Below are 21471 nucleotides of genomic sequence, written 5' to 3' on the forward strand. Positions count from 1 at the left end.
GGGGGGCCGGTGGGGGCCGAGGGACCGCCGGGGCCGGGACGTTCGGCCCCGGCCCCGGCCCTGGACCTGGGCCTGGGCCTGGGCCTGGGCCTGGGCCTGGCTCCGGGACGGTCAGGCGACGGGCAGCTCCAGCACGCCCGTGCCGCGCTTGACCAGCTCGTTGGCGATGATCAGCCGCTGGATCTCGGAGGTGCCCTCCCAGATCCGGTCGACGCGCAGCTCGCGGTAGAGGCGCTCGACGGCGAAAGCGCGGTCGTAGCCGCGGCCGCCGTGGATCTGCAGGCACCGGTCGACCACCCGGCCCGAGGCCTCGCTGGCCGCGAGCTTGGCGATGGCGGCCTTGGCGTGCAGCGTCTTGCGGTCCTCGGCGGAGGCCCGGTCGACCTCCCAGGCGACCTGATGGGTGTAGGCGCGGTTGACGGCGATGTCCACGGCACAGTCCGCGAGCATCCCCTGGACGAGCTGGTACGAGGCGATCGGGGCCCCGAACTGCTCGCGCTCCACCGCCCAGTCACGGGCCAGCTCCAGGGCCCGTTCGGCGGCGCCGGTGGTACGGGCCGCGATCATCAGGCGCTCCTCGGTGAACCAGGAGCGGGTGATGTCGTAGCCCTCGCCGATGCCGCCGAGGACGGCGTCCGGGCCGACCTGGACGTCGGTGAAGGTGAACTCGGGGTGCTCGTAGACGAAGGTGTGCATGAAGCGCGGGACGCGCGTCATCTCTATGCCGGGGGTGTCCTTGTCGACGAGGAACAGCGTGGGCGCGCGCCCGGGGCCCGCGGCGGCGAGCACGATCATGAAGTCGGCGTGGTCGCCGACGGTCACGAACCACTTCTCGCCGTTCAGCACCCACCCCTGGTCGGTCTTCGTCGCCGTGGTGGCGATGTTCTGCGGGTCCGAGCCCGCGCCCCGCTCGGTCACGGCGTAGCAGTCGCGCCGCTCGCCCCTGATCACCGGGACGAGGAAGCGCTCGCGCTGCTCGGGGGTGCAGAACCTGAGCGCGTTGGCGGGCCGCCACACCATGTCCCACAGGGCGCCGGTGAGCCGGCCCAGCTCCTCCTGCACGGTGACCTGTTCGGCGACGGTGAGACCGGCGCCGCCCCACTCGGCCGGCATGTTGACGGCCTGGAGCCCGGCGTCGAGCACCGCGTCGCGGATCTCGGCGTGGGCGCCGGCGGGCAGGCCGTTGTCCTCCTCGCACCGCTCCTCGTAGGCGGCGATGAAGTCGGTGAGGGCGCGCGCGTCGGCCTTGAGCCGGGCCTGGCGCGGGGTGAGACGGAAGTCCATGGGTGTCCTCGCAGTGCTGGGGTGTGTGGGGCGGGGCGGGGTCAGAGCGTGGGCAGAGCGGGGTCAGTACGCGGGCGGGCGGGGTTCAGTGCGTGGGCAGGGCCAGGACGCGGGTACCGCGCTTGATCAGCTCGTTGGCGATGATCAGCCGCTGGATCTCGGAGGTGCCCTCCCAGATCCGGTCGACGCGCAACTCGCGGTACATGCGCTCGACGGGGTAGGTGCGGTCGTAGCCGCGCCCGCCGAAGATCTGCAGGCAGCGGTCGGCGACGCGGCCGGCGGCCTCGCTGGCGGCGAGCTTGGCGGTGGAGGCCTTGGCGTGCAGGGTCTTGCGGTCGGTGCCCGGCTGGTCGGCCTCCCAGGCGACCTGGTGGGTGTAGGCGCGGTTGACGGCGATGTCCACGGCGCAGTCCGCGAGCATCCCCTGGACGAGCTGGTACGAGGCGATCGGGGCCCCGAACTGCTCGCGCTCCACCGCCCAGTCACGGGCCAGCTCCAGGGCCCGTTCGGCGGCGCCGGTGGTGCGGGCCGCGATCATCAGGCGCTCGTCGGTGAACCACTCCTTGGTCAGCTCGTAGCCGTTGCCGACACCGCCGAGCACGTCCTCGTCGGCCACGAAGACGTCGGTGAAGGTGAACTCGGGGTGCCCGTTGACCGCGGAGTGCATGAAGTGCGGGACGCGGGTCATCTCGACGCCGGGCGCCGCCTTGTCGACGAAGAAGAGGGTGGGCAGCCGGTCCGGGCCGGCGTCCGCCTGCACCAGCAGGAAGTCGGCGATGTCGCCGCAGGTGACGAACCACTTCTCCCCGTTGAGCAGCCAGCCGCCGTCGGCGCGGGAGGCGGTGGAGGTGCCGGAGGAGGGGTCGGAGCCGGCGCCCGGCTCGGTGACCGCGAAGGCGTCGAACTTCTCGGCCCGGATGACCGGCAGCAGGTACTTCTCGCGCTGCCGTTCGTCGCCGTACGCGAGGACGTTGGCGGGCCGCCAGGGGATGTCCCAGAGGCAGTTGGTGACCTTCCCGAACTCCTCCTCCACGATGACCTGGTCGAGGAGGCTGAGGCCGGCTCCGCCCCACTCGGCGGGCATGTTGATGGCGTAGACGCCTGCGTCCATCGCGGCCCGGGTCAGTTCGGTGACGAGCTGCTGGGGCAGGGGGCCGCCGGCCTGCTCGGACTGGTCCTCGTGGCGCATCAGCAGTCGGGCGTAGTCGGCGGCGCGGCGCTTGAGGTCGGCCTGCTCGGGGGTGTAGCGCATGTCCATGGGGGCCTCTTCGGTCGGTCACACGGTCGGGTCAGGCGAGTACGGCTCGGGAGTCCAGGGCGAGGACCCCGTCGGGGCGCACGAGCAGGGGGTTGACCTCCAGCTCGGCGATCTCGGGGTGCGCGGCGGCGAACGCGGTGATGGTCGCGACGGCGGCCGCCGCCGCGGCGACGTCGACGGGCGGGCGGCCGCGGACGCCGTCGAGCAGGGCCGCGGTGCGCAGGCCGCGCAGCAGGCGGTCGGCGCGGTCGGCGGGCGCGGGGGCCAGGGTGAAGGCGACGTCGCGCAGCGTCTCGGCCAGGACGCCGCCGAGGCCCACCATGGCGACCGGGCCGAAGCGCGGGTCCCGGTTGACGCCGACGATCAGTTCGACGCCGTCGGTCAGGTCGGCCATGGCCTCCACGGAGTAGGCGGGGGCGCCGAGGCGGGCGTGCATCTCGCGGAAGGCGGCGAGCAGTTCGTGGGGTCCGGCCAGGCGCAGGGCGACACCGCCCGCGTCGGACTTGTGCAGCAGGTGCAGCGCTTTGAGTACGTAGGGACCGGCGAACTCCTCGGTCGCGGCGATCAGTTCGGACTCGTCATGGATCTCCCGGGCGACGGGGAAGGGGAGTCCGGCCGCTTCGAGCGCCCCGCGGGTCTCCAGATATCCGCTCTTTCGCAGGGGCGGCGCGGGACGGGGTAGGGGTACGACGCCGGTGTGCGGTGGTCGGGGCGCGGTGACGGCGAGGGCCCGGGCGGCGTCCTCGGTGGCGGCGAAGACCGGGACGCCGGCCGCCGCGAGGGTGCGGCAGCTGGGCGACGCGGGGTACATCGACTGCACCACGAGGGGCTTGGCGGTGGCGGAGTGGCGGGCGGCGATCAGGCGGGCGGCCTCCTGTTCGCCGTCAGCGAGGACCGTGCCACCGCCCCCGAGTCCGCCCTCGGCGGCCGCGTATCCGCCGAAGTAGCCGGTCATCAGGACGGCGTCGACCTCCTCGGCGGTGAGCAGCGCGGCGACGGTGGCCGCGTACGAGCCGGGGTCCTGCTCGCCCATCCCGGCGAGGTCCACGGGGTTGGCGACGGCCGACTGCTCCCACAGGGCCGCCCGCAGCCGGTCCCGGGTCGGCTCGTGGAGTTCGGGCACGGTCAGGCCGGACGTCTCGACGGCGTCGGCGGCGACGACCCCGTGGCCGCCGCCGTCGGTGAGCACGGCGATCCGGCGACCGGCCGCCCGTCGCCCGCTGTACAACGCGGCCAGGGCGACGGTGAGTTCGCGCGGGGTGGCGACCAGTTCCACGCCGGCGTCGCGGCAGGCGGCGGTGACCACGTCGGCCGAGGTGGTCAGCGCCCCGGTGTGCGACTGGGCGCTGCGGGCGGAGGCGTCGCCGCGCCCCGCGGTGAGCAGCACCACGGGCTTGCCGGCGTCGGCGGCGGCCTCGGCGAAGGCGCGTCCGTCGGCGAAGTCCTCCGCGTAGACGGCGATGGCCCGGGTCCCCTCGTGCCGGGCGCAGTCGGCGAGCAGGTCGACGAGGGTGACGTCGGCCTGGTTGCCGAGCGACACGAAACGGGAGAAGCCGAGTCCGTGCGGGCCGAACCGGAGCTGGAGTTCGAGGGCGAGGTTGCCGCTCTGGCTGAGCAGTGCGACGCCGCCGGGGGTGAAGGTGCCGGAGGCGAGGAAGAGGTCGGTCGTGTTGTCGGCGATGCCGAGGCAGTTGGGGCCGACCATCACCGCGCCCGCCGCCCGTACCCGTTCGGCCACGGCCTGCTGGCGGGCCCGCCCGGCGGCGCCGGTCTCGGCGAAGCCGGCGGTGATGGCGACGATCGCCCGTGCCCCGCACCGCAGGGCCTCGTCGACCGCGTCCTCGAAGCCGGCGGCGGGCACCGAGATCACGGCCAGGTCGACGGGCTCGCCGAGCGCGCTCAGGCTGGGGGCGGCGGTACGGCCGAGAACCGTGCCGCCACGACGGTTGACCAGGTGGACGGGGCGGCGGCCCTCGGCGCGTACGGCCTGGGCGGCGATGGCGTGGCCGTACTTGGCCGGGTCGTCGCTGGCTCCGACGACGGCGACGGAGACCGGGTCGAAGAGGGCCGACAGGTCACGTCCCATGTCACTTCACCAGCCGCAACGCGGAGTTGGGGCAGGCGGCGACGGCGGCAGCGGCGGCTTCCTCGTCACCCGGCGGGACCTCGGCGGTGCGCGTGCCGGCGTAGCCCCACTCGTCGAGGTCGATCAGCTCGGGCGCGGGTTCCTGGCACAGGCCGTAGCCCTGGCAGCGGGTGGAGTCGAGCAGGAGTTTCATGGGGCTGTCCTTTCGGTGCGGCGGGTACGGCCGGTGAGTGGGTACGGCCGGCATGGTGGGGCGGGCACGGCGGGGGCGGCCGCCGGCGGGCGTCTCGGTGGGGCGGGGCGGGGTGGGCATCCGTGAGCGGGATGGGAGAGCTTCGAGCGGGAGCGGGAGCGGGATGGGGCGGGCGTCCTGGCGGGGCGGGATACGCAGCTCCGGAGGGACGAGTGGAGGCGGACCGGGCCGGGCGGCGAGGTCAGGGCACCGGCACCCTGAACCGGCGGCCGTCCTCGGGGGCCGGGCGCGCGCACGCCGGGCAGGCGCCGTCGCGGTGGGCGTCGACGGGGTCGGGGAACCGGTCGAGCAGGGTGGTGACGACCCGGGCAGCGGCGTCGGGCAGCCCACAGGCCCCGCGGCCCGGCAACTGCCCTGACCAGCGGCGTAGTTTGCCGACCGGATCGTCGTCGGTCGCGCCGCGGGCGACGGCCGCGAGGGTGGTGGCCAGGGCTCCGGTGCCGGAGACGCAGACACCGCACTGCCGGGCGCTCTGCGCCGCGAGGTAGGCGGCGGCCTCCGTGGCCACGGCGACCGGGCAGTCCCCGGGGTGCAGGAAGTGCAGGGCGCCGCAGCCGAGGGCGGCGCCGGCCGCGCGCAGGCCGTCGTGGTCGAGCGGCAGGTCCGGCCAGCCGTCACCGTGGAGGCCGCCGAACATCCCGCCCAGCAGGACGGCCTCGGCCGCGCCGTGCCCGGCCAGGTCGGCGAGGACCTTCAGGCGGGTGCCGGCGGGCACCTCGAGCAGTGCCGTCGCCCCGTCGGCGCCGCCGCGCCCGGACAGGGTCACCAGATGACCGGCGGCGACGGCGGCCGCCGCGTCGGGCCGGGAGTGGATCAGGGCGATCCTGGCCAGTGTCTCCACGTTGGCGACCAGGGTGGGCGCGCCGCCGACGCCGCTCTCGAACGGGCGTGGCGGTTTCGCGGTGGGCAGGGCCCGCCCGCCATCGACGCGCCGGACGACCGCGGACTCCTCCCCCGCGACGTAGGTGTGCTCCGTGCGCACGACGTCGAGGGCAGGCTCGGCGGTCGGCTCGGCGGCCGGCTCGGCGGGACGTTCGGCAAGCGCCCGCCGGACGGCCCGTTCGGCGTGGTCGTCGGAGAGGTACACCCAGCCGCGCGCCGCGCCGGTCATGGCCGCGGCCAGCCGGAGGCCGTCGAGGACCAGGTGCGGTCGGTACCGCAGCAGCCAGCGGTCCTTCACCGAACCCGGCTCACCCTCCTCGCCGTTGGCGACGACGACGCAGCGGCCCGGCGCGTCGCGGACGGCCCGGAGCTTGACGGCGGCCGGGAACCCGGCTCCGCCCCGGCCGCGCAGCCCGGCCACGGCGACACGGTCGAGCAGGGCGTCGGGGTCGGGCAGCGGCGCGTAGCCGCCCCGGGCGAGGTACCGGCCGAGGTCCTCGCCCGGGCCCGCGCCGGAGGGGCCGGTGCCGGGCCCGGCCTCGCCGTGCGGGAGGAGGAGGCCGGGCCGTCCTTCGGGGAGGAGGGAGAAGACGCCGGTCATGGGGTGCTCCCGGGTTCGGAGGGGCCGGACGTGCCGGGCGGATCGGAAAGGCCGGACGGGCCAGGAGGGCCGGACGGACCACGGAGACCGGCCGCGTCGGGAAGCCCGAGCGGATCGGCCCGGCCAGACGGACCGGAACGGCCGGACGGACCGGAACGGCCGGACGGACCGGAACGGCCGGACGGACCGGAACGGCCGGACGGACCGGAACGGCCGGACGGACCGGCCAGACCAGACGGACCGGCCAGAGCAGACGGACCAGGAAGGCCGGACGGGCCGCCGTCCCGACAGCCCCGCAGGCGGGCCACCGCGTGTTCGAGGTCCCGTCGCTGGGCGGCGGTGCGGGCGTATCCCGCTCCCGGCAGGCCGATCAGCATGCGGTGGTGGTCGAGGACCACCTCGCCGGCCACCAGGGCCGGGCGCGGGTCCGGGTGCTCGGCACCGGCGGCCGCGGCGGCCGCGACGACCAGCTCGGTGACCTCGCCCAGGTAGCGCAGCCAACCGCGCTGGGTGCCACGCAGCACCAGCCGCTCGACGCGCCGGCGCTCGGCGGCGACCAGGGCCGGGGAGGGGCGGCCGGCCGCCGGTGCGCGCAGGCGGCCACCGCTGCGGGCAGCTCCTGTTCGGGCTCGGGTGTGAGGCCGAGCCAGACGAGACTTCGGCGAGCGCTCATACGTGCCTCCGGGGTGGCCCCGCGTCCGGGTGCTCCGGGGGCGGGGTGGCGCGAGGGCGGGGACGGGGTGCTCCGGCACCGCGAGAAGTGGCGGGGGAGCCGGGTCTCGTGCCCGGCGCGGAGCCGGGGCGTCAGGTGAGGGAGGGCGGGGCACCGGCCGGGGCCGTGCGTGTCCCGGGGACCGTGGGGTCCGGTTGCCGGACGGCGGGTCGTGGCGCGGACGGGGCCGGACGAGGGCCGAGCGGCGTCCGCGGGCTCGCGTGGCCGGTGCCGGGCCGCTGTCCACGGGCCCGGCCGGCCACCTGCCGACGACACTAACTAACTAATCAGTCAGCCCACAAGTCTTGACTTGCTCCCGCCCCCGCTCCACTCTGACTAACCAATCAGTCAGCCGGACTTCCCGAGGTCCGGACGGCCTCCGGAACGCCGCGCCCGCCGCCCGTTCCGGGCCCAGCCTCACCGCCCATCGCCGCCGCAGCGGCGCGGAGGAGGACCCATGCACCCCTCGACTTCCCGGGCAGCCGACACCGTCTCCCCAGCCAGGCCCGCCCCGCCCGAGCAGGCCCCCGGACAGGAACATCCCGGACAGGAACCCCCCGGACAGGAGCATCCCGGGGAGGCGCTGCCCGCCCGCTACTACACCGACCCCGCGGTCGCCGAGGTGGAGACCGAGCGCATCTTCGCGCGGTCCTGGCAGCTCGCCTGCCACGAGTCCGACCTGCCGGAACCCGGCGCGCGCCTGACCGCCAGGGTCGCCGGCCGTGAGGTCCTGGTCGTACGGACCGAGGACGGCGGACTCGCCGCCCACCTCAACGTCTGCCGGCACCGCGGCACCCGCCTGGTCGCCGGGCCCGAACCGGCGGGCAAGGCGATCCGGTGCCCGTACCACGGCTGGACGTACAAGCTCGACGGACGGCTCGTGGGCGCCCCGGAGGCGCGCCGGATCCCCTGCCTCGACAAGCCGAAGCTGGGGCTGCACCCGGTCAACGTCGAGTCCTTCCTCGGCTTCGTCTTCGTCAACCTCGACCTCGAGGCGGCCCCGCTGGCCAGGACGTGCGCCGGGCTCGCCGAGGCCGTCGGCCACTACGCCGGGGCCGGCCTGGTCCCGGTCGGCAAGCACCGCATCCACGACCTGGCGGGCGGCGAGGAGCAGAACGCCAACTGGAAGGTGATCGTCGACAACTACCTGGAGGGCTACCACGTCCCCGTGGCCCACCCCGCGCTGATGCGGCTGCTCGACTACCAGGCGTACACGGTGGACGTGCGGGAGCACTACGTCCTGTTCGAGTCCCCGCTGCGCGACAAGCCCTCCTCGAACTGGACCGAGCGGCTCTACCAGCGCCTCGCCACGCCGATGCCGGGTCTGACCGAGGCCGACCGGCGGGTCTGGCGGTACGCCGTGATCTACCCGAACACGCTCATCGACTTCTACCCTGACCACGTGCTCGCGTGGACCGCCCTGCCCACCGCCCAGGACCGGGCGGCGATCCCCGGCGCCTTCTACACCCGGCACGGCGAGAGCGTCCGCACCCGGATGGCCCGCCGGCTCAACATCCACATCGGCTGGGTGACCAACGACGAGGACGCCGAGCTGGTGGAGCGCGTCCAGGCCGGGCTGGCCACGCCCGGTTTCGAGCCGGGGCCGCTCTCGCGGCGCGAGGCCGCCGTGGGCTGGTTCGCCCGCCGGGTCCGGGACGACCTGGAGGGGGCCACTCCGTGACACCCGCCGCGCCGCGCCCCCGCCCCGTGCCGCTCCCGCCGGGCTTATCCCTCCCCCGCTGACACGCGCCGCACCACCCCAGACCGGTCTTCACCGCGGAGTCAGGGCCCGCGGCGAGCCGACCAGCCGGTCCGCCCTGGACTTGTGCCGTTCCTCGACGGAGAGGACGCTTCATGTCCCCTGTTCCACCCACCCCACCGACCCGCCGCGCCCTCCTGCGCGCGGGTACCGGCGGACTGCTGGGCGCCGCGGCCGCAGGCTGCGGGTTCATGCCCGCCGCGCGACCCGACGCCAAGGCCCTCGCCCCCGTCCGGGCCCGCGTCGACGGCGACCTCGTCTACTTCAACTGGGCCGACTACGTCGACCCGTCCGTCTTCAAGGGCTTCGAGAAGGAGTACGGCGTCAAGGTCGTCCAGTCGAACTTCGACTCGATGGAGGGCATGGTCGCCAAGCTCAACGCGGGCAACCGCTACGACATCGTCTTCCCCACCGCCAAATGGGCCCAGCGCCTGGTCCGCGGCGGCCGGCTGCGCCGTATCGACCACAGCCGGCTCAGCAACGCGCACGCCGTCTTCGGCACGTACACGTACTACGCGGACCCGTGGTACGACCCCGGCTCCGCGCACACCGTCCCCTTCACCGCGTACAAGACCGGCATCGGCTGGCGCCGCGACCGGATCGGCGAACTGACCGGCTCCTGGAAGGACCTCTGGAGCGACCGGGCAAGGGGCAAGGTGTTCCTGCTGGACGACCGGGACGAGGTGCTCGGCATGGGGGCCCTCGAACTCGGCCTCGGCGTCAGCACCGGCGACACCGGGGACCTCGACCGCATCACCGCCCTGCTGGGCACCCTGCGGCCGCGGCTGCGCGGCTTCTCCAGCGACAGCTACAACAACCTCCTCAACGGCAACGCGGTCATGACGCAGGCATGGAGCGGCGACATGGCGGCCATGCTCAACCAGGCCGAGGACCCCTCCGTGTTCGGCTTCCAGGCCCCGAAGGAGGGCACGCCGATCAACTCCGACTGCTACGCCATCCCCTGGAACGCGCAGCATCCGGGCACGGCCATGCTGTTCATCGACTACATGCTGCGGCCGGAGAACGTGAAGAAGAACATCGAGTACATCGGCTACCCGATGCCGGTGGCCGGCTCCGAGAAGACCTACGCCGACCTCGTCAAACCCTTCCCCGAGTGCCTGGTCACCGAGGCCGACCTGAAGGCCGGCCTGTTCTTCCGCAACGGCAGCCGCGCGGCGGAGGACGCCCGCGACACCGCCTGGACCCATGTGAAGGCGGGCTGACCCATGGCACCGCTCCGCCCCTCCTCGCGCACCCGCCGGCCCGGTGACGCCTCCGGCAGCCGCATGTGGACCTGGCTCATGCTGCCGGGCACCCTGTGGATGACCGGCTTCCTGATCGCCTCGCTCGTCCTCGTCGCGATCCTCGCGGTCGGCACCACCGACGAACTCGGCAACCCCCGCTTCGGCTTCGACCTGTCCGGCGTCCGGGCCCTCGCCGACCCCGCCTACACCGAGGTCATGGCCCGCTCCCTCGGCTACGCCCTGCTCACCTGCCTGATCTGCCTGCTGGTCGCCTACCCGGTGGCGTACACCGTCGCCCTGCACGGCGGCCGTTACAAGCACGCGCTGATCGCCGCGATCGTGGTGCCGTTCTTCGCCAACTACCTGGTCCGCATGTACGGCTGGTCGGTGGTGCTGTCCGACGACGGTCCCGTGCTGCGTGCGCTGCGCGCCGTCGGACTGGCCGACGGGAACACGAGGATCCTCAACACCGGTGTCGGCGTGGTCGCGGGACTCGTCTACGGCTTCGTGGTCTTCATGATCATCCCGCTGTACGCGGCCCTGGAGCGGCTGGACGTCTCCCTCATCGAGGCCGGCCGCGACCTCTACGGCGGCCCGGTCCGCACCTTCCTCTTCGTCACCCTGCCCGCCACCCGGCAGGGCGCGGCGGCCGGGCTCGTCCTGGTCTTCCTGCCCGCCATGGGCGACTTCGTCAGCGCCCAGCTCATGGGAGGACCGGACCAGATCATGATCGGCAATCTCATCCAGGACAAGTTCTTCCAGGGCCAGAACTGGCCGCTGGGCTCCGCGCTGACGATGCTGCTGATGCTCGTCCTGCTGATCGGGATGTTCGGCTACCTGCGGCGTACCCGCAAGGACGAGGCGGAGGCCGCCCGATGACCCTGCTGCGCCTGCCCACCGCCACCGCGCCCGCCCGCCCGGCCCCCCGGGCCCGTGCCCGCCGCGGCCGCGCCGACCGCAGGCCCCGGCTGCTCGTCGCCGTCACCGCGGTCTTCTTCGTCCTCCTCTACCTGCCCATCGGCGTCGTGACGCTGTTCTCCTTCAACTCCAAGAAGTCCCTGACCGTCTTCGGCGGGTTCAGCCTGCGCTGGTACCGCGCCTTCGTCCACGACGACGTGCTGCTGGCCTCCCTGGGCACCAGCCTGCGCATCTCCCTGGTGGCGATGGCCGGTTCGGTCGTCCTCGGCGTGGCGCTCGCGCTCGGCCTGGTGCGCTGCCGCACCCGGCTGGGCTCGCTGGCCGGCCTCGTCATGCTGGTGCCGCTGATCACCCCGGAGATCGTCACCGGGGTGGCGTCCATGCTGCTGTTCAAGGGCCTCGGCGTGGCCCTGTCGACCGGCACGGTGATGCTCGCCGAGATCACCTTCTCCATCTCCTACGTGACCGTGATCCTCCGCTCCCGGGTGGCCGCACTCCATCCCGAGGTGGAGGAGGCCGCGATGGACCTCGGCGCCACCCGCTGGCAGGCGCTCCGGCTGGTGACCCTGCCGGCCCTGCTGCCCGCCGTGCTCGCCTCCGCCGTCCTGATCTTCGCGCTCGTCTTCGACGACTTCGTCCTCGCCTACTTCACCACCGGCGTCGATCCCCAGCCGCTGTCGGTGCGGATCTACTCGGCGATCCGCTTCGGCGTACAGCCCACCATCAACGCCGTCGGCACGCTGATGCTCGCCGGATCCGTGGCGCTGATCGCCCTGGCCCTGTTCATCCCGCGCCTCTTCGGCCGCCGCGGCGGCCTCGACATCCTCTCCGGAGAGTGACCCATGGACGCGACCGCAGCGACCCCGGCCGTCCGGCTCGACGGCGTCTCCAAGCAGTTCGGCGACTCCTACGCCGTCCACCGGCTCGACCTCGACATCGACGCCGGCCACTTCTTCTCGCTGCTCGGCCCCTCCGGCTGCGGCAAGACCAGCACGCTGCGCATGATCGGCGGGTTCAGCGACCCCACCGAGGGCTCGGTGCTGCTCGCCGGTGAGGACGTGACCGCGCTGCCGCCCAACCGGCGCAACGTCAACACGGTCTTCCAGAGCTACGCGCTCTTCGACCACCTCGGCGTCGCCGACAACGTCGCCTTCGGACTGAAACGCAAGGGCGTCCCCAAGGCCGAACTGCGCCGCCGCGTGGGCGAGATGCTCGACCTGGTACAACTCGGCGGCCTCGCCGACCGCAAGCCGCGCACCCTCTCGGGCGGTCAGCGGCAGCGGGTCGCCCTGGCCCGCGCACTGGTCAACCGTCCGGCCGTGCTGCTCCTCGACGAGCCGCTGGCCGCCCTGGACCTGAAGCTGCGCCGGCAGATGCAGGTGGAGCTGAAGCAGATCCAGCGGGAGGTCGGCATCACCTTCGTCTTCGTCACCCACGACCAGGACGAGGCGCTGACCATGTCGGACCGGATCGCCGTGATGAACGAGGGCCGCATCGAGCAGTGCGGCACCCCCGAGGACGTCTACGAGCATCCCGCCAGCCGGTTCGTGGCCTCCTTCCTCGGCACCTCCAACCTGATGACCGGCACCTACCGGGGTGGCGAGGTCGCCCTGGAGCAGGGTCCCGCCCTCCCCGTCGGCGCCCGGAAGGACATCGCCGACGGCTCCGCAGTCAGCGTGTCGGTGCGGCCCGAGAAGATCTGGCTGTCGGACTTCGAGCCGGGCATGTCGATGCTGCGCGGGGTGATCCGCGAGACCGTCTACAGCGGCCCGACCACCACCTATCTGATCGAGCTCGCCCCGGGCGTGACGCTGTCGGTGCTGGAGCAGAACACCGCCCGGGCCCGTATGGAGGACCGCTGGAGCGGGGGCGAGACGGTGGAGTTCGGCTGGCGGCCCGAGCACTGCCTGGTGCTGGCCTGACCGCCCCGACCGCCCCTTACCCGAAAGCGGAACCATGCATCATGACGTGATCGTGCTCGGTGCCGGTCTCGCCGGGCTCGCCGCCGCCCGGGACCTGGCCGCCGCCGGCACCGACGTGCTCGTCCTGGAGGCCCGGGACCGGGTCGGCGGCCGGGTCGAGCAGACCCGCACACCCGACGGCCGCACCGTCCAGCTCGGCGGTGAGGTGGTCGGCCGCGGCCACACCGCCTATCTCGGGCTGGCGAAGGAACTCGGCCTGGAACTGGTCCCCAGCTATGTCGCCGAACCCGGCCGCATCACCCGCGCCACCCCTGAGGGCCGTTCGGCCGGAGATCCGCCGCACTGGTTCGGGCCCGGGGACGCGTTCCTGCACGAGCGGCTCGGCGCCGAGTTCGGCGCGCTGGCCGCCGGCGTCGACCCCGAGGACCCCTGGTCGCACCCGGAGGCCGACGCCCTGGACCGGCTGTCCGTGGCCGGCTGGCTGCGCTCCCGGCACGCCACGCCCGCCGTGGTGCGCCTGTGGGAGATCGGCCAGCTCGCCCTGGCCGGCGGCTCCTACGAGCGGATCTCGCTGCTGGCCGCGCTGCGCAAGAGCGCGGCGGTGCCCGGTCCCGGCACCGGCGACTACGACTACGCCGACTGGGAGGGGCTGCGCCTGGCCGAGGGGTCGGCGACGCTCGCCGAGGTCCTGGGCCGCGAACTGGGCCCGCGCGTCCGGCTCGGCTCACCCGTGGCCGCCGTGGCGGTACGCCCCGGCCGCTGCGCCGTGCGGCTGGTCACCGGCGAACTGCTCACCGCCTCGGCCGTGGTGAGCGCGCTGCCGGTGGGCCCCCTCAGGTCCGTCGCCGTCAGCGGGGTGAGCGAGGCGCGGCTCGCCTCGCTGCACCGCCAGCGCCAGGCGGTCGCCGCCAAGTTCGCCGCCGTCTACGACCGGCCGTTCTGGCGCGAGGCCGGTCTGAACGCCCTGTCCGAGACCGAGGGCGTCCTCGGCAGCACCTGGCCGCAGGGCGAGGGCGTCCTGTCCGCGCTGATACCGCCCGAGCGCTACGGGGTCCTGCTGGGCACCCCGCCCGAGCTGCGCACCCCCGAACTGCTGGCCGAGGCCGCCGCCCTGTTCGGCGAAGAGGCGCTCCGCCCCGCCTCCTGCCACCTGCGGCTGTGGGGCACCGACCCGTGGACCCAGGGCTACGTCACCCAGTGGCCGCCGGGCGAGGTCACGGCGGTGGGTCCGCTGCACGGCACGCACGAACCGCCGTTCTACGTCTGCGGCTCCGACCAGTGGGTCGCCGGATACATGGAGGGCGCGGTCCGTACCGGCCGCGCCGCCGCCGAGGAGGCGCTGCGCCGTGGCTGACCCCGCCCGTGGGACCACCGTCCTGAACCACATCGGCGGCAAGGAGCTGCCGGCCGCCTCGGGGGCCACCGTGCGGCTGATCGGCCCGGCGACCGGGCGGCAGCACGGCACGGCTCCCCGCTCGGGCCCCGAGGACGTCGAGGCGGCCTGCCGGGCGGCCGAGGACGCCTTCGACGGCTGGGCCACCACGACGCCGGCACAGCGGCAGACCGGACTGCTGCGCATCGCGGACGCCGTGGAGGCGGCGGCGGACGAGCTGGCGGACGCCGAGGTGGCCGACACCGGCAAGCCGCGCGCGCTGTTCCTGGCCGACGAGATGCCCGCGATCGTCGACGTGCTGCGGTACTTCGCCGGGGCCGCCCGCAACCTGCCGGGCGCCGCGGCGGCCGAGTACACCCCGGGTCGCACCTCCCTGCTGCGCCGCGAGCCGGTCGGCGTCTGCGCCCAGATCACCCCGTGGAACTACCCGCTGATGATGGCGGTGTGGAAGATCGCCCCCGCGCTGGCCGCCGGGAACACGGTCGTCCTCAAACCCTCCGACGGCACGCCGTCCACGGCCGTGCTGCTGGCCCGGCTGGCCGCCGGGCACCTGCCGCCCGGTGTCCTCAACGTGGTGTGCGGCGACCGCGGCACCGGCCGGCTGCTCGTCGCCCACCCGAGGGTCCGGCTCGTGGCCGTCACCGGAAGCGTCCGCGCCGGACAGCAGATCGCCGCCGCGGCGGCCGCCGACCTCAAGCGCCTGCACCTGGAACTCGGCGGCAACGCGCCGGTGCTGGTCCACGAGGACGCCGATCTCGACGACGCGGTCGAGCAGTTGTCGTCGCTGGCCTTCTACAACGCGGGCCAGGACTGCACGGCGGCCACCCGGATCCTCGTGCACCACCGGATCCACGACGTGTTCCTCGACGCCTTCGCCGACCGGGCCGCGCGGCGGACGCCGGGCGGCCCGGACGACGCGCACGCCGACTTCGGCCCGCTCGCCGGCGCCGCCCAGCTCGCGGGCGTGCGGGGCCTGCTGGACCGGCTCCCGGACCATGCCGAAGTGGTCGCCGGAGGCCTGGCGCTGCCCGTCCCCGGCTACTTCCACCAGGCCACGGTGGTGGCCGGGGTCCGGCAGGAGGACGAGATCGTCCGCAGCGAGGTGTTCGGTCCCGTCGTCACGATCCAGCCGTTCACGGAGGAGGCCGAGGCGTTCCGGATGGCGAACGCCGTTCCGCAGGGGCTGGCGGCGAGCGTCTGGACCCGCGACCACGACCGGGCCATGCGCGCGAGCCGGGCGTTGCGGACGGGCATCGTCTGGGTGAACACCCACGGCACGACCGTCTCGGAGATGCCCCACGGCGGAGTGCGCCACTCCGGCTACGGCAGCGACCTCTCCCTCACCGGCCTGCTCGACTACACGCAGGTCAAGCACGTGATGCTGTGAGGAAGGGCGGGCCCGCCACACCGCCCCGGTTTCCTGTAGGGGGCATCACGCCGATCAGCCGTCGTAGGGCATGACCCTGAGGACCTTGCCCTTCGGGGTGGCCGCGATGTACCCGCTCTGGCTGTAGGCGTTGCTGAGATAGACGGACATGCCGGCGGGGTCGCCGAAGGTGTCGTCCGGGAGGTTGACCACCAGGTAGCGGGTGTTCACGTGGTCGACCTTCAGCTTGCGCTTCGCCTCGGCCAGCAGGCCCGGGACCTTGTCCCAGTCGAAGCCGTCCAGTCTGACGGGCTTCTCCCCGCCCGACAGCGAGTTGCTGATGATGCCCTTCTGGACGCCCCGGCCCACGTAGTACGTGTACGAGTCGTAGGCGGTGTCGCTGCCCTTCACCATCAGGTCGGCGGAGACGTACCCGGGGTACACCGTGAAGGATCCGTACCGGTCCCGGCCGGTCTCCTTCCTGAACGCGCGGATCACGCCGCGGATGCCGTCCGGTGTCAGCAGGTCCTTCGTCGTGTCGGTCGGGTCCTCCGCGGAGGGCGTGGTGGCCGGGTCGCCGGCCGGCGACCGGGTGGTGGCCGGGCCGCCGGCGGCGGAGGACCCGCGGGCGGTGGACCCCGAACCGTGGGTGCCGCTGTCCGGGAGCTGCGTCCAGACGAGCACCCCGGCGAGCGCCACGCCCGCGGCCGGCAGGCCGACCAGCGCCCAGCGGCGCGGGCGGTCCGGACGCACGGCGACGGTGGGGGAGCCGGGACGCGCGTCGTGCGGGCCCGGGTACGCCGTCGGGGTGCCGGGTGCGGCGTACGGGCCGGAGGTCATGGCGGGCGCGGGTCCGAAGCCGGTGGGCACCGTGTCCGCCGGGCCGGGGACCGGCGGGGCGGAGGGGGCGTGCGGCTGGACCGACGGGGCGGAGGGGACGTGCGGCTGGACCGGCGGGGCGGAGGGGGCGTGCGGCTGGACCGGCGGGGCGGAGGGGGCGTGCAGCTGGAAGGAAGTGGGCGCCTCGGCCTCGCGGGCCGCGGTCTCCAGCATGCGTTCCAGTTCCGCGGCGCCGGGCCGGGCCGCGGGGTCCCGGACGAGGACGCGGGTCAGGACGTCCCGCAGCGGCCCGGCCTTGACCGGCGGCGGGATGTCGTCGGAGAGGACGGCGGCGAGCGTCGCCAGGGTCGTGCCGCGGCGCAGCGGGTGGTGGCCCTCGACGGCCGCGTACAGCATCATCGCCAGCGACCACAGGTCCGAGGCGGGGCCGCCGTCGTGGCCCGAGACGCGTTCGGGGGCCATGTAGTCGGGGGTGCCGATGACCGACCCGGTGGCCGTGAGGGAGCTCGCCTCCCGGACGGCGGCGATGCCGAAGTCCGTGAGCACCGGGCGGCCGTCGGGCCGCAGCAGCACGTTGGCCGGCTTCACGTCGCGGTGCTGGATCCCGGCCTCGTGGGCGGCGCGCAGCGCGGCCAGCACCTCGCGCCCGGTCCGGGCCGCCTCCCGGGGGCTCATCGGTCCGCGCTCCAGGCGGTCGGCGAGGGAGCCGCCGGTGACGAGTTCCATGACGATCCAGGGGTAGGTTCCCGGGCCGCCGTCGACGATGTGGTGGATGGTCACGACGTTGGGGTGGTCGACCCGGGCCAGGGCGCGCGCCTCGCGCAGGACGCGCTCACGGAGCATCCGGGCGGCCTCCGGGTCGTACTCGGCGAGGTCCGGGTCGGGCGGCCGGACCTCCTTCACGGCCACGCTCCGCTGGAGCGCCAGGTCCGTCGCACGCCAGACCATGCCCATTCCGCCACCGCCGAGCCGTGCTTCCAGCTCGAACCGCCCGTCGACAACGCGTCTGCCGCTGTTGTCGCTGCCCTCACCGTTCATGCGCCGGAGCTTAGTTGCCGCCGCCTGGTGCCGGGGCGCCGCCCCCGCCCCGCTGTGGGACGGCTCCGCGTCGGGGGGCGGGGTCGAGCGGGGTGTCGAGGAGGCCGGCGAGAGGGCCGGTGGCGTGCGGCGGGTCGAGGGTGGGATCGAGGTCGCCGGTGGTGACGTGCCCCTCGGCTGTCCGCTCCGGCCCTACGTCGGCCACCGCTCGCGGCGCCGGGCCGTCGCCGGGCGGCAGCGGCCCGCGGGGGCGCGTCGGCGGGAGGCGTCGGCGCGGTGAGGGTGCTCACGGCGGCCGCCGGTGCCGGTGGCCGCGCTGGGCCTCGGGCACCCGGCAGAGCGCGATGAGCGCCGCGTCGTCGTCGAGTCGCCCTCCGACGTGGGCGAGGAGGTCGCGGCGGATGTGGTGGAGCAACTGCTCCGGGCTGTCCCCGGCCCATTGGGCGGCCCGCGCGGCGAGCGGGTAGAAGGCGCCGCCGGCGTCGCGGGCCTCGATCACACCGTCGGTGTAGAGAAGGAGGGTGTCGCCGGGCTCGAAGGAGAACGCGTCGAGGGTGTACTCCGCCTCGCCGAGCTCGTGCACCCCGAGCGGGGGCGCCGGGTGCACCGGGACCAGGGCGACGCTGGCCGCGCTGAGCAGCAGGGGCGGCGGGTGCCCGCAGCTCAGGACGCGGGTGATGGGGTCGGTGTCCGGGATCTCCACCAGCATCACGGTCGCGAACCGCTCCCCCGTCTCCCCCTCGGTCTCCAGCTCCGGCAGGTTGCGGGCCACGCTCTGCTCCAGCGCCTTGGCCAGGGCGGGCAGCGTGGTGTGGTGGTGGGCGGCCTCCCGGAACGCGCCGATGAGGAGCGCCGCCTCGCCGATGGCGGACAGGCCCTTGCCCCGCACGTCGCCGATCATCACCCGCACGCCGCTGTCGGTGGGGGTGGCCGCGTACAGGTCACCGCCGATCTGCGCCTCGGCCTCGGCGGCCAGGTACAGGCAGGCGATCCGCATGGAGCCGATCTGCTCCGGCAGCGGCCACAGCAGGACGTGCTGCGCGGCCTCGGCGACCATGCGCACCTGGGCGAGCTGGTGGCGGCGCCGGTCGCGCAGGACGCAGTAGAAGACGGTCAGCGCCGACAGGACCGTCAGGGCGAGGATCTGCACCAGCACGTTGCGGGTGAACAGCACGCCGAAGTGCCAGCCGATGTACGCCTGCGCGCCCACGGTCAGGAAGCCGACCAGGCCGGTGATCCACGGCCCGGCGAACGACGCGGTGATCGCGGGGGCGATCACCAGCAGCGGACCGAGGTGGATGTCGGCCGGGACGAGCTGGTCCACGACCGTGATCACCACGATGAGCAGGACCGGGATCACCAGCAACGCGTGACTCGACTGCCACGGCTGCCGTACGACGCCGAGGCCTCGCCGAACATCCACGTCTCCACAGTGCACCACCGCGCGGTGGCCGACGAGCGGGGGGACGGCCGGCGGGGGACGCGGGGCGCGCCGCCCGCCGGCGGCGGGGTCGGGGCCCCCGGCATGCCCGTGTGAGCCCTGCACGCGCCCCTGGGGGTGCGGCGAGACTGGCGCGGTACCGGCGATTCTCCGGAAGGCAGGTCGGTTGCCATGCTGTTGCGACTGCCCACCACCGTGTCCGAGGCACGGGAGTGTCTGGCCGAGGGCGCGGTGCCGATCGGCGGGGCCACGCTGCTGTGGGCCGAGTGGCAGCGGGACGGGTTTCCGACCCTGGCGATGTCGCTGCGCGGCGTCCCGGAGGCCAACGCGCTCGGGCGGGGGACGCTGGGCGCGGCGGTGGTGCTGCACCGGATCGACGACCGGGTGCCGGACGTGCTGCGGCTGGCCGCCGCAAGCGTGGGGACAGGCGCCGTGCGCCGGACGGCGACGGTCGGCGGCAATCTCGTGGGCAGCACGTTGCGCTGCCTGCTGCCCGCCGCGCTCGTCCTGGAGGCGCGGGCGTCGGTGCTGGGGCCGGACGGCGTCCGGGAGACCGAGCTGTCCGAGGTCACGGCCAAGCGCCCGTTGTTGCTCGGCCTGCGCTGGCGGGAGCCGGTCGCCAGCGCCTACCGCAAGCTGCCGGCCGACCCGGGCGGCCGCCCACCGCGCACCGTCTCCGTCGCCCTGCACGCCGACACCTCCGGCCGCCGCCTCCGTGTCGCCGTACGCGACGGCTACGAGGTGATCGACGGCGACGCCCCGTACGGCGACGCCCCCGGCACCGCGCCGCGCACGCTCCGCGGAACAGGGCTGCGCGCCCTGCCGGAGGCCGCGTGGGACGCCGTGGACGAGCAGGTGGAAGCGGTGCTGCGGGCCGCCGACGACGGGTGAGCGGGAGCGACGGGGCGCGCGGCGTCCTGGAGACGGCGGACGCGTCGCTCAGACCGGGTCCGCCGTGGTGGCAGGGCTGCCGACGGCGCCGGGGGCGAGCAGGAGGAGGGCGTCGACCAGGTCCTCCGCGGGACCGCCGGTGGCCAGCCGGCGCAGTTGCAGGCCCATCACGAGGGCGACCGTCGTGGCCGCCAGGCGTTCCGCGTCCGGCACGCCCAGTGCGGTGAGGACGCGCGCGGCGAGCCGGTCGTAGGCCCTGAACGCCTCGGCCGCCGCCTCGCGCAGCCGCTCGTCGCGACCGGCGTGCAGGTACAGCTCGAACGGCGCGAGATGGGCGCTGTCGAGCGCCGAGCCGCAGGCGACCTGGCCGGCCAGCGAGGCGGCGTCCTCGATACCGAGGTCCTCGGTCCGGCACTGGTCGGCGAGCTCGGTGAAGTGCCGGGCCTCCTCGCGCACGAAGTGCAGCAGGCTCTCGCGCAGCAGGTCGTGCTGGGTCTCGAAGTGGTAGGTGACCGAGCCGAGGGACACCCCGGCCTCCCTGGCGATCCGCCGGTTGGTCACCGCCGCTACCCCGTCCTCACCGATGATCCGCAGGACGGCGGTGATGATGCGCTGGCGCGTCGGGGCGGAGGGGGCGGTGTTCGGCATGCCACGCATTGTTCCACCAGCCGTCGCCGGCTCCCGACTGCGTCGGCGTCCGCCCGGCCGGGCGGTGGACAGCGTGCTCGTCCCTCCCTATTGTTCGTTCGAACGAACAGAACCGGAGGGTAACCGTGCGGATCGCTGGGGCAACTGTGCTGCTGACCGGAGTCACGGGTGGGATCGGCGGCGCGCTCGCCGCCGAACTGTCGGCCCGCGGCGCCCGGCTGATACTCACCGGGCGGCGGCGCGAGGCGCTGGAGCCGCTCGCCGAGCGCTACGGCGCGCGGACGGTGGTGGCCGATCTGGCCGACGCCGGCGACGTCGAGCGGCTGGCGGAGGAGGCCGCGGATACGGACATCCTGGTCGCCAATGCGGCGCTGCCCTCCAGCGGTGAGGTGCTCGACTACACGCCGGCGCAGATCGACCGTGCGCTGGCGGTCAACCTGCGCGCCCCCGCGATGCTGGCCCGGCTGCTCGCCCCCGCCATGGTGACCGCCGGGCGCGGGCACCTCTGCTTCGTGGGGTCGCTCTCGGGCGTCGCGGCCACCCGGTCGTCGTCCCTCTACAACGCGACGAAGTTCGGGCTGCGCGGCTTCTCCCTGGCCTTCCGGCAGGACCTGCACGGCACGGGCGTCGGGGTCTCGATCGTGCAGCCGGGTTTCGTCCGGGACCTGGGCATGTTCGCGAACACCGGGTCGGCGGCGCCAGGGGGCGTGCGCACGGTCGCGCCGGAGCGGGTCGTCAAGGGGGTGACCCGGGCGATCGAGCGGGACGTGGCCGAGATCAACGTGGCCCCGCTGGAACTGCGGTTCCTCACCAAGGTCGCGTCACAGTTCCCGGGCTTCTCCGAGCGGGTGCAGCGGCTGGCGGGCGCGGAGCGGAGCATGGACGCGATCGTGGCGGCCCAGCGCTCCAGCCGCTGAACCCGGGGCGCCGCCGGT

Annotated in this window: 19 protein-coding genes; 10 read left to right on the top strand and 9 right to left on the bottom strand. The window is 74.4% G+C overall.

Annotated features, from left to right (window positions below):
- Nucleotides 1-111 precede the first annotated feature (111 nt).
- The 6 genes from B446_RS03100 to B446_RS38930 form a co-directional block, all read right to left on the bottom strand.
- A complete protein-coding gene (locus B446_RS03100; RefSeq protein ID WP_020937948.1) occupies nucleotides 112-1284 on the bottom strand; it encodes an acyl-CoA dehydrogenase family protein in 1173 nt (390 codons plus the stop codon).
- An 85-nt stretch (nucleotides 1285-1369) separates the two neighbouring features.
- Nucleotides 1370-2542: an acyl-CoA dehydrogenase family protein gene (locus B446_RS03105; protein WP_020937949.1), complete on the bottom strand. Its 1173-nt coding sequence runs from the start codon at nucleotides 2540-2542 to the stop codon at nucleotides 1370-1372.
- Nucleotides 2543-2573: 31 nt separating this feature from the next.
- Nucleotides 2574-4628 carry an acetate--CoA ligase family protein gene (locus tag B446_RS03110; protein ID WP_020937950.1) on the bottom strand — a complete coding sequence of 685 codons (2055 nt, stop codon included), beginning with the start codon at nucleotides 4626-4628 and terminating at the stop codon, nucleotides 2574-2576.
- Nucleotide 4629: 1 nt separating this feature from the next.
- Nucleotides 4630-4821 carry a ferredoxin gene (locus tag B446_RS03115; protein WP_020937951.1) on the bottom strand — a complete coding sequence of 64 codons (192 nt, stop codon included), beginning with the start codon at nucleotides 4819-4821 and terminating at the stop codon, nucleotides 4630-4632.
- Nucleotides 4822-5062: 241 nt separating this feature from the next.
- Nucleotides 5063-6364 (bottom strand): NADH-ubiquinone oxidoreductase-F iron-sulfur binding region domain-containing protein, encoded by a 1302-nt coding sequence (locus B446_RS03120; RefSeq protein ID WP_020937952.1) that lies wholly within the window; start codon nucleotides 6362-6364, stop codon nucleotides 5063-5065.
- Nucleotides 6361-6888: a collagen-like protein gene (locus B446_RS38930; RefSeq protein ID WP_148305718.1), complete on the bottom strand. Its 528-nt coding sequence runs from the start codon at nucleotides 6886-6888 to the stop codon at nucleotides 6361-6363. Before B446_RS38930 ends, B446_RS03120 begins: the two co-directional genes overlap by 4 nt.
- 645 nt (nucleotides 6889-7533) lie before the next feature.
- On the opposite strand from B446_RS38930, the gene B446_RS03130 reads away from it, so the two are divergent.
- The 7 genes from B446_RS03130 to B446_RS03160 all read left to right on the top strand — a co-directional run bounded on the left by B446_RS03130 (nucleotide 7534) and on the right by B446_RS03160 (nucleotide 15699).
- Complete coding sequence (locus tag B446_RS03130; RefSeq protein ID WP_020937954.1) at nucleotides 7534-8757, top strand: aromatic ring-hydroxylating oxygenase subunit alpha; 1224 nt, start codon at nucleotides 7534-7536, stop codon at nucleotides 8755-8757.
- Nucleotides 8758-8930: 173 nt separating this feature from the next.
- The gene (locus B446_RS03135) at nucleotides 8931-10058 is read left to right on the top strand and encodes a polyamine ABC transporter substrate-binding protein (protein ID WP_020937955.1); all 1128 of its coding nucleotides are present in this window, start codon (nucleotides 8931-8933) and stop codon (nucleotides 10056-10058) included.
- Between the two features lie 3 nt (nucleotides 10059-10061).
- Nucleotides 10062-10958: an ABC transporter permease gene (locus tag B446_RS03140; RefSeq protein ID WP_020937956.1), complete on the top strand. Its 897-nt coding sequence runs from the start codon at nucleotides 10062-10064 to the stop codon at nucleotides 10956-10958.
- A complete protein-coding gene (locus B446_RS03145; RefSeq protein WP_020937957.1) occupies nucleotides 10955-11836 on the top strand; it encodes an ABC transporter permease in 882 nt (293 codons plus the stop codon). The genes B446_RS03140 and B446_RS03145 overlap by 4 nt, the downstream gene beginning before the upstream one ends.
- 3 nt (nucleotides 11837-11839) lie before the next feature.
- Nucleotides 11840-12919 (top strand): ABC transporter ATP-binding protein, encoded by a 1080-nt coding sequence (locus B446_RS03150; RefSeq protein ID WP_020937958.1) that lies wholly within the window; start codon nucleotides 11840-11842, stop codon nucleotides 12917-12919.
- A 34-nt stretch (nucleotides 12920-12953) separates the two neighbouring features.
- Nucleotides 12954-14273 carry a flavin monoamine oxidase family protein gene (locus B446_RS03155; protein ID WP_043474640.1) on the top strand — a complete coding sequence of 440 codons (1320 nt, stop codon included), beginning with the start codon at nucleotides 12954-12956 and terminating at the stop codon, nucleotides 14271-14273.
- Nucleotides 14266-15699 carry an aminobutyraldehyde dehydrogenase gene (locus B446_RS03160; RefSeq protein ID WP_020937960.1) on the top strand — a complete coding sequence of 478 codons (1434 nt, stop codon included), beginning with the start codon at nucleotides 14266-14268 and terminating at the stop codon, nucleotides 15697-15699. Before B446_RS03155 ends, B446_RS03160 begins: the two co-directional genes overlap by 8 nt.
- A gap of 54 nt (nucleotides 15700-15753) precedes the next feature.
- Here the strand turns inward: B446_RS03160 and B446_RS03165 are convergent, their stop codons facing one another.
- Nucleotides 15754-17556, bottom strand: coding sequence for a serine/threonine-protein kinase (locus tag B446_RS03165; protein WP_043474643.1), 1803 nt, complete (start codon nucleotides 17554-17556; stop codon nucleotides 15754-15756).
- Here B446_RS03165 and B446_RS36010 point away from each other — a divergent pair.
- The gene (locus B446_RS36010) at nucleotides 17555-17836 is read left to right on the top strand and encodes a hypothetical protein (protein ID WP_052352116.1); all 282 of its coding nucleotides are present in this window, start codon (nucleotides 17555-17557) and stop codon (nucleotides 17834-17836) included. The two genes, B446_RS03165 and B446_RS36010, sit on opposite strands and share 2 nt — an antisense overlap.
- A gap of 6 nt (nucleotides 17837-17842) precedes the next feature.
- On the opposite strand, the gene B446_RS03175 is transcribed toward B446_RS36010, so the two are convergent.
- Nucleotides 17843-18979 carry a PP2C family protein-serine/threonine phosphatase gene (locus B446_RS03175; protein WP_043474649.1) on the bottom strand — a complete coding sequence of 379 codons (1137 nt, stop codon included), beginning with the start codon at nucleotides 18977-18979 and terminating at the stop codon, nucleotides 17843-17845.
- A gap of 189 nt (nucleotides 18980-19168) precedes the next feature.
- Here B446_RS03175 and B446_RS03180 point away from each other — a divergent pair, with 189 nt between their 5' ends.
- On the top strand, nucleotides 19169-19888 hold the full coding sequence (locus B446_RS03180) for an FAD binding domain-containing protein (RefSeq protein ID WP_020937964.1): 720 nt from the start codon (nucleotides 19169-19171) through the stop codon (nucleotides 19886-19888).
- A gap of 48 nt (nucleotides 19889-19936) precedes the next feature.
- On the opposite strand, the gene B446_RS03185 is transcribed toward B446_RS03180, so the two are convergent.
- Nucleotides 19937-20536 carry a TetR/AcrR family transcriptional regulator gene (locus B446_RS03185; protein ID WP_020937965.1) on the bottom strand — a complete coding sequence of 200 codons (600 nt, stop codon included), beginning with the start codon at nucleotides 20534-20536 and terminating at the stop codon, nucleotides 19937-19939.
- Nucleotides 20537-20661: 125 nt separating this feature from the next.
- Between B446_RS03185 and B446_RS03190 the strand changes: the two genes are divergently transcribed.
- Nucleotides 20662-21453: an SDR family NAD(P)-dependent oxidoreductase gene (locus B446_RS03190; RefSeq protein WP_043474652.1), complete on the top strand. Its 792-nt coding sequence runs from the start codon at nucleotides 20662-20664 to the stop codon at nucleotides 21451-21453.
- Nucleotides 21454-21471 lie beyond the last annotated feature (18 nt).

The organism is Streptomyces collinus Tu 365, assembly GCF_000444875.1.
Lineage (GTDB): Bacteria > Actinomycetota > Actinomycetes > Streptomycetales > Streptomycetaceae > Streptomyces > Streptomyces collinus_A.

What these genes read in the sequence shown, in the direction of transcription:
- B446_RS03100 (WP_020937948.1), bottom strand. Translation starts at nt 1,284, where the DNA reads ATGGACTTCCGTCTCACCCCGCGCCAGGCCCGGCTCAAGGCCGACGCG.
- B446_RS03105 (WP_020937949.1), bottom strand. Translation starts at nt 2,542, where the DNA reads ATGGACATGCGCTACACCCCCGAGCAGGCCGACCTCAAGCGCCGCGCC.
- B446_RS03110 (WP_020937950.1), bottom strand. Translation starts at nt 4,628, where the DNA reads ATGGGACGTGACCTGTCGGCCCTCTTCGACCCGGTCTCCGTCGCCGTC.
- B446_RS03115 (WP_020937951.1), bottom strand. Translation starts at nt 4,821, where the DNA reads ATGAAACTCCTGCTCGACTCCACCCGCTGCCAGGGCTACGGCCTGTGC.
- B446_RS03120 (WP_020937952.1), bottom strand. Translation starts at nt 6,364, where the DNA reads ATGACCGGCGTCTTCTCCCTCCTCCCCGAAGGACGGCCCGGCCTCCTC.
- B446_RS03130 (WP_020937954.1), top strand. Translation starts at nt 7,534, where the DNA reads ATGCACCCCTCGACTTCCCGGGCAGCCGACACCGTCTCCCCAGCCAGG.
- B446_RS03135 (WP_020937955.1), top strand. Translation starts at nt 8,931, where the DNA reads ATGTCCCCTGTTCCACCCACCCCACCGACCCGCCGCGCCCTCCTGCGC.
- B446_RS03140 (WP_020937956.1), top strand. Translation starts at nt 10,062, where the DNA reads ATGGCACCGCTCCGCCCCTCCTCGCGCACCCGCCGGCCCGGTGACGCC.
- B446_RS03145 (WP_020937957.1), top strand. Translation starts at nt 10,955, where the DNA reads ATGACCCTGCTGCGCCTGCCCACCGCCACCGCGCCCGCCCGCCCGGCC.
- B446_RS03150 (WP_020937958.1), top strand. Translation starts at nt 11,840, where the DNA reads ATGGACGCGACCGCAGCGACCCCGGCCGTCCGGCTCGACGGCGTCTCC.
- B446_RS03155 (WP_043474640.1), top strand. Translation starts at nt 12,954, where the DNA reads ATGCATCATGACGTGATCGTGCTCGGTGCCGGTCTCGCCGGGCTCGCC.
- B446_RS36010 (WP_052352116.1), top strand. Translation starts at nt 17,555, where the DNA reads ATGCGCCGGAGCTTAGTTGCCGCCGCCTGGTGCCGGGGCGCCGCCCCC.
- B446_RS03165 (WP_043474643.1), bottom strand. Translation starts at nt 17,556, where the DNA reads ATGAACGGTGAGGGCAGCGACAACAGCGGCAGACGCGTTGTCGACGGG.
- B446_RS03180 (WP_020937964.1), top strand. Translation starts at nt 19,169, where the DNA reads ATGCTGTTGCGACTGCCCACCACCGTGTCCGAGGCACGGGAGTGTCTG.
- B446_RS03185 (WP_020937965.1), bottom strand. Translation starts at nt 20,536, where the DNA reads ATGCCGAACACCGCCCCCTCCGCCCCGACGCGCCAGCGCATCATCACC.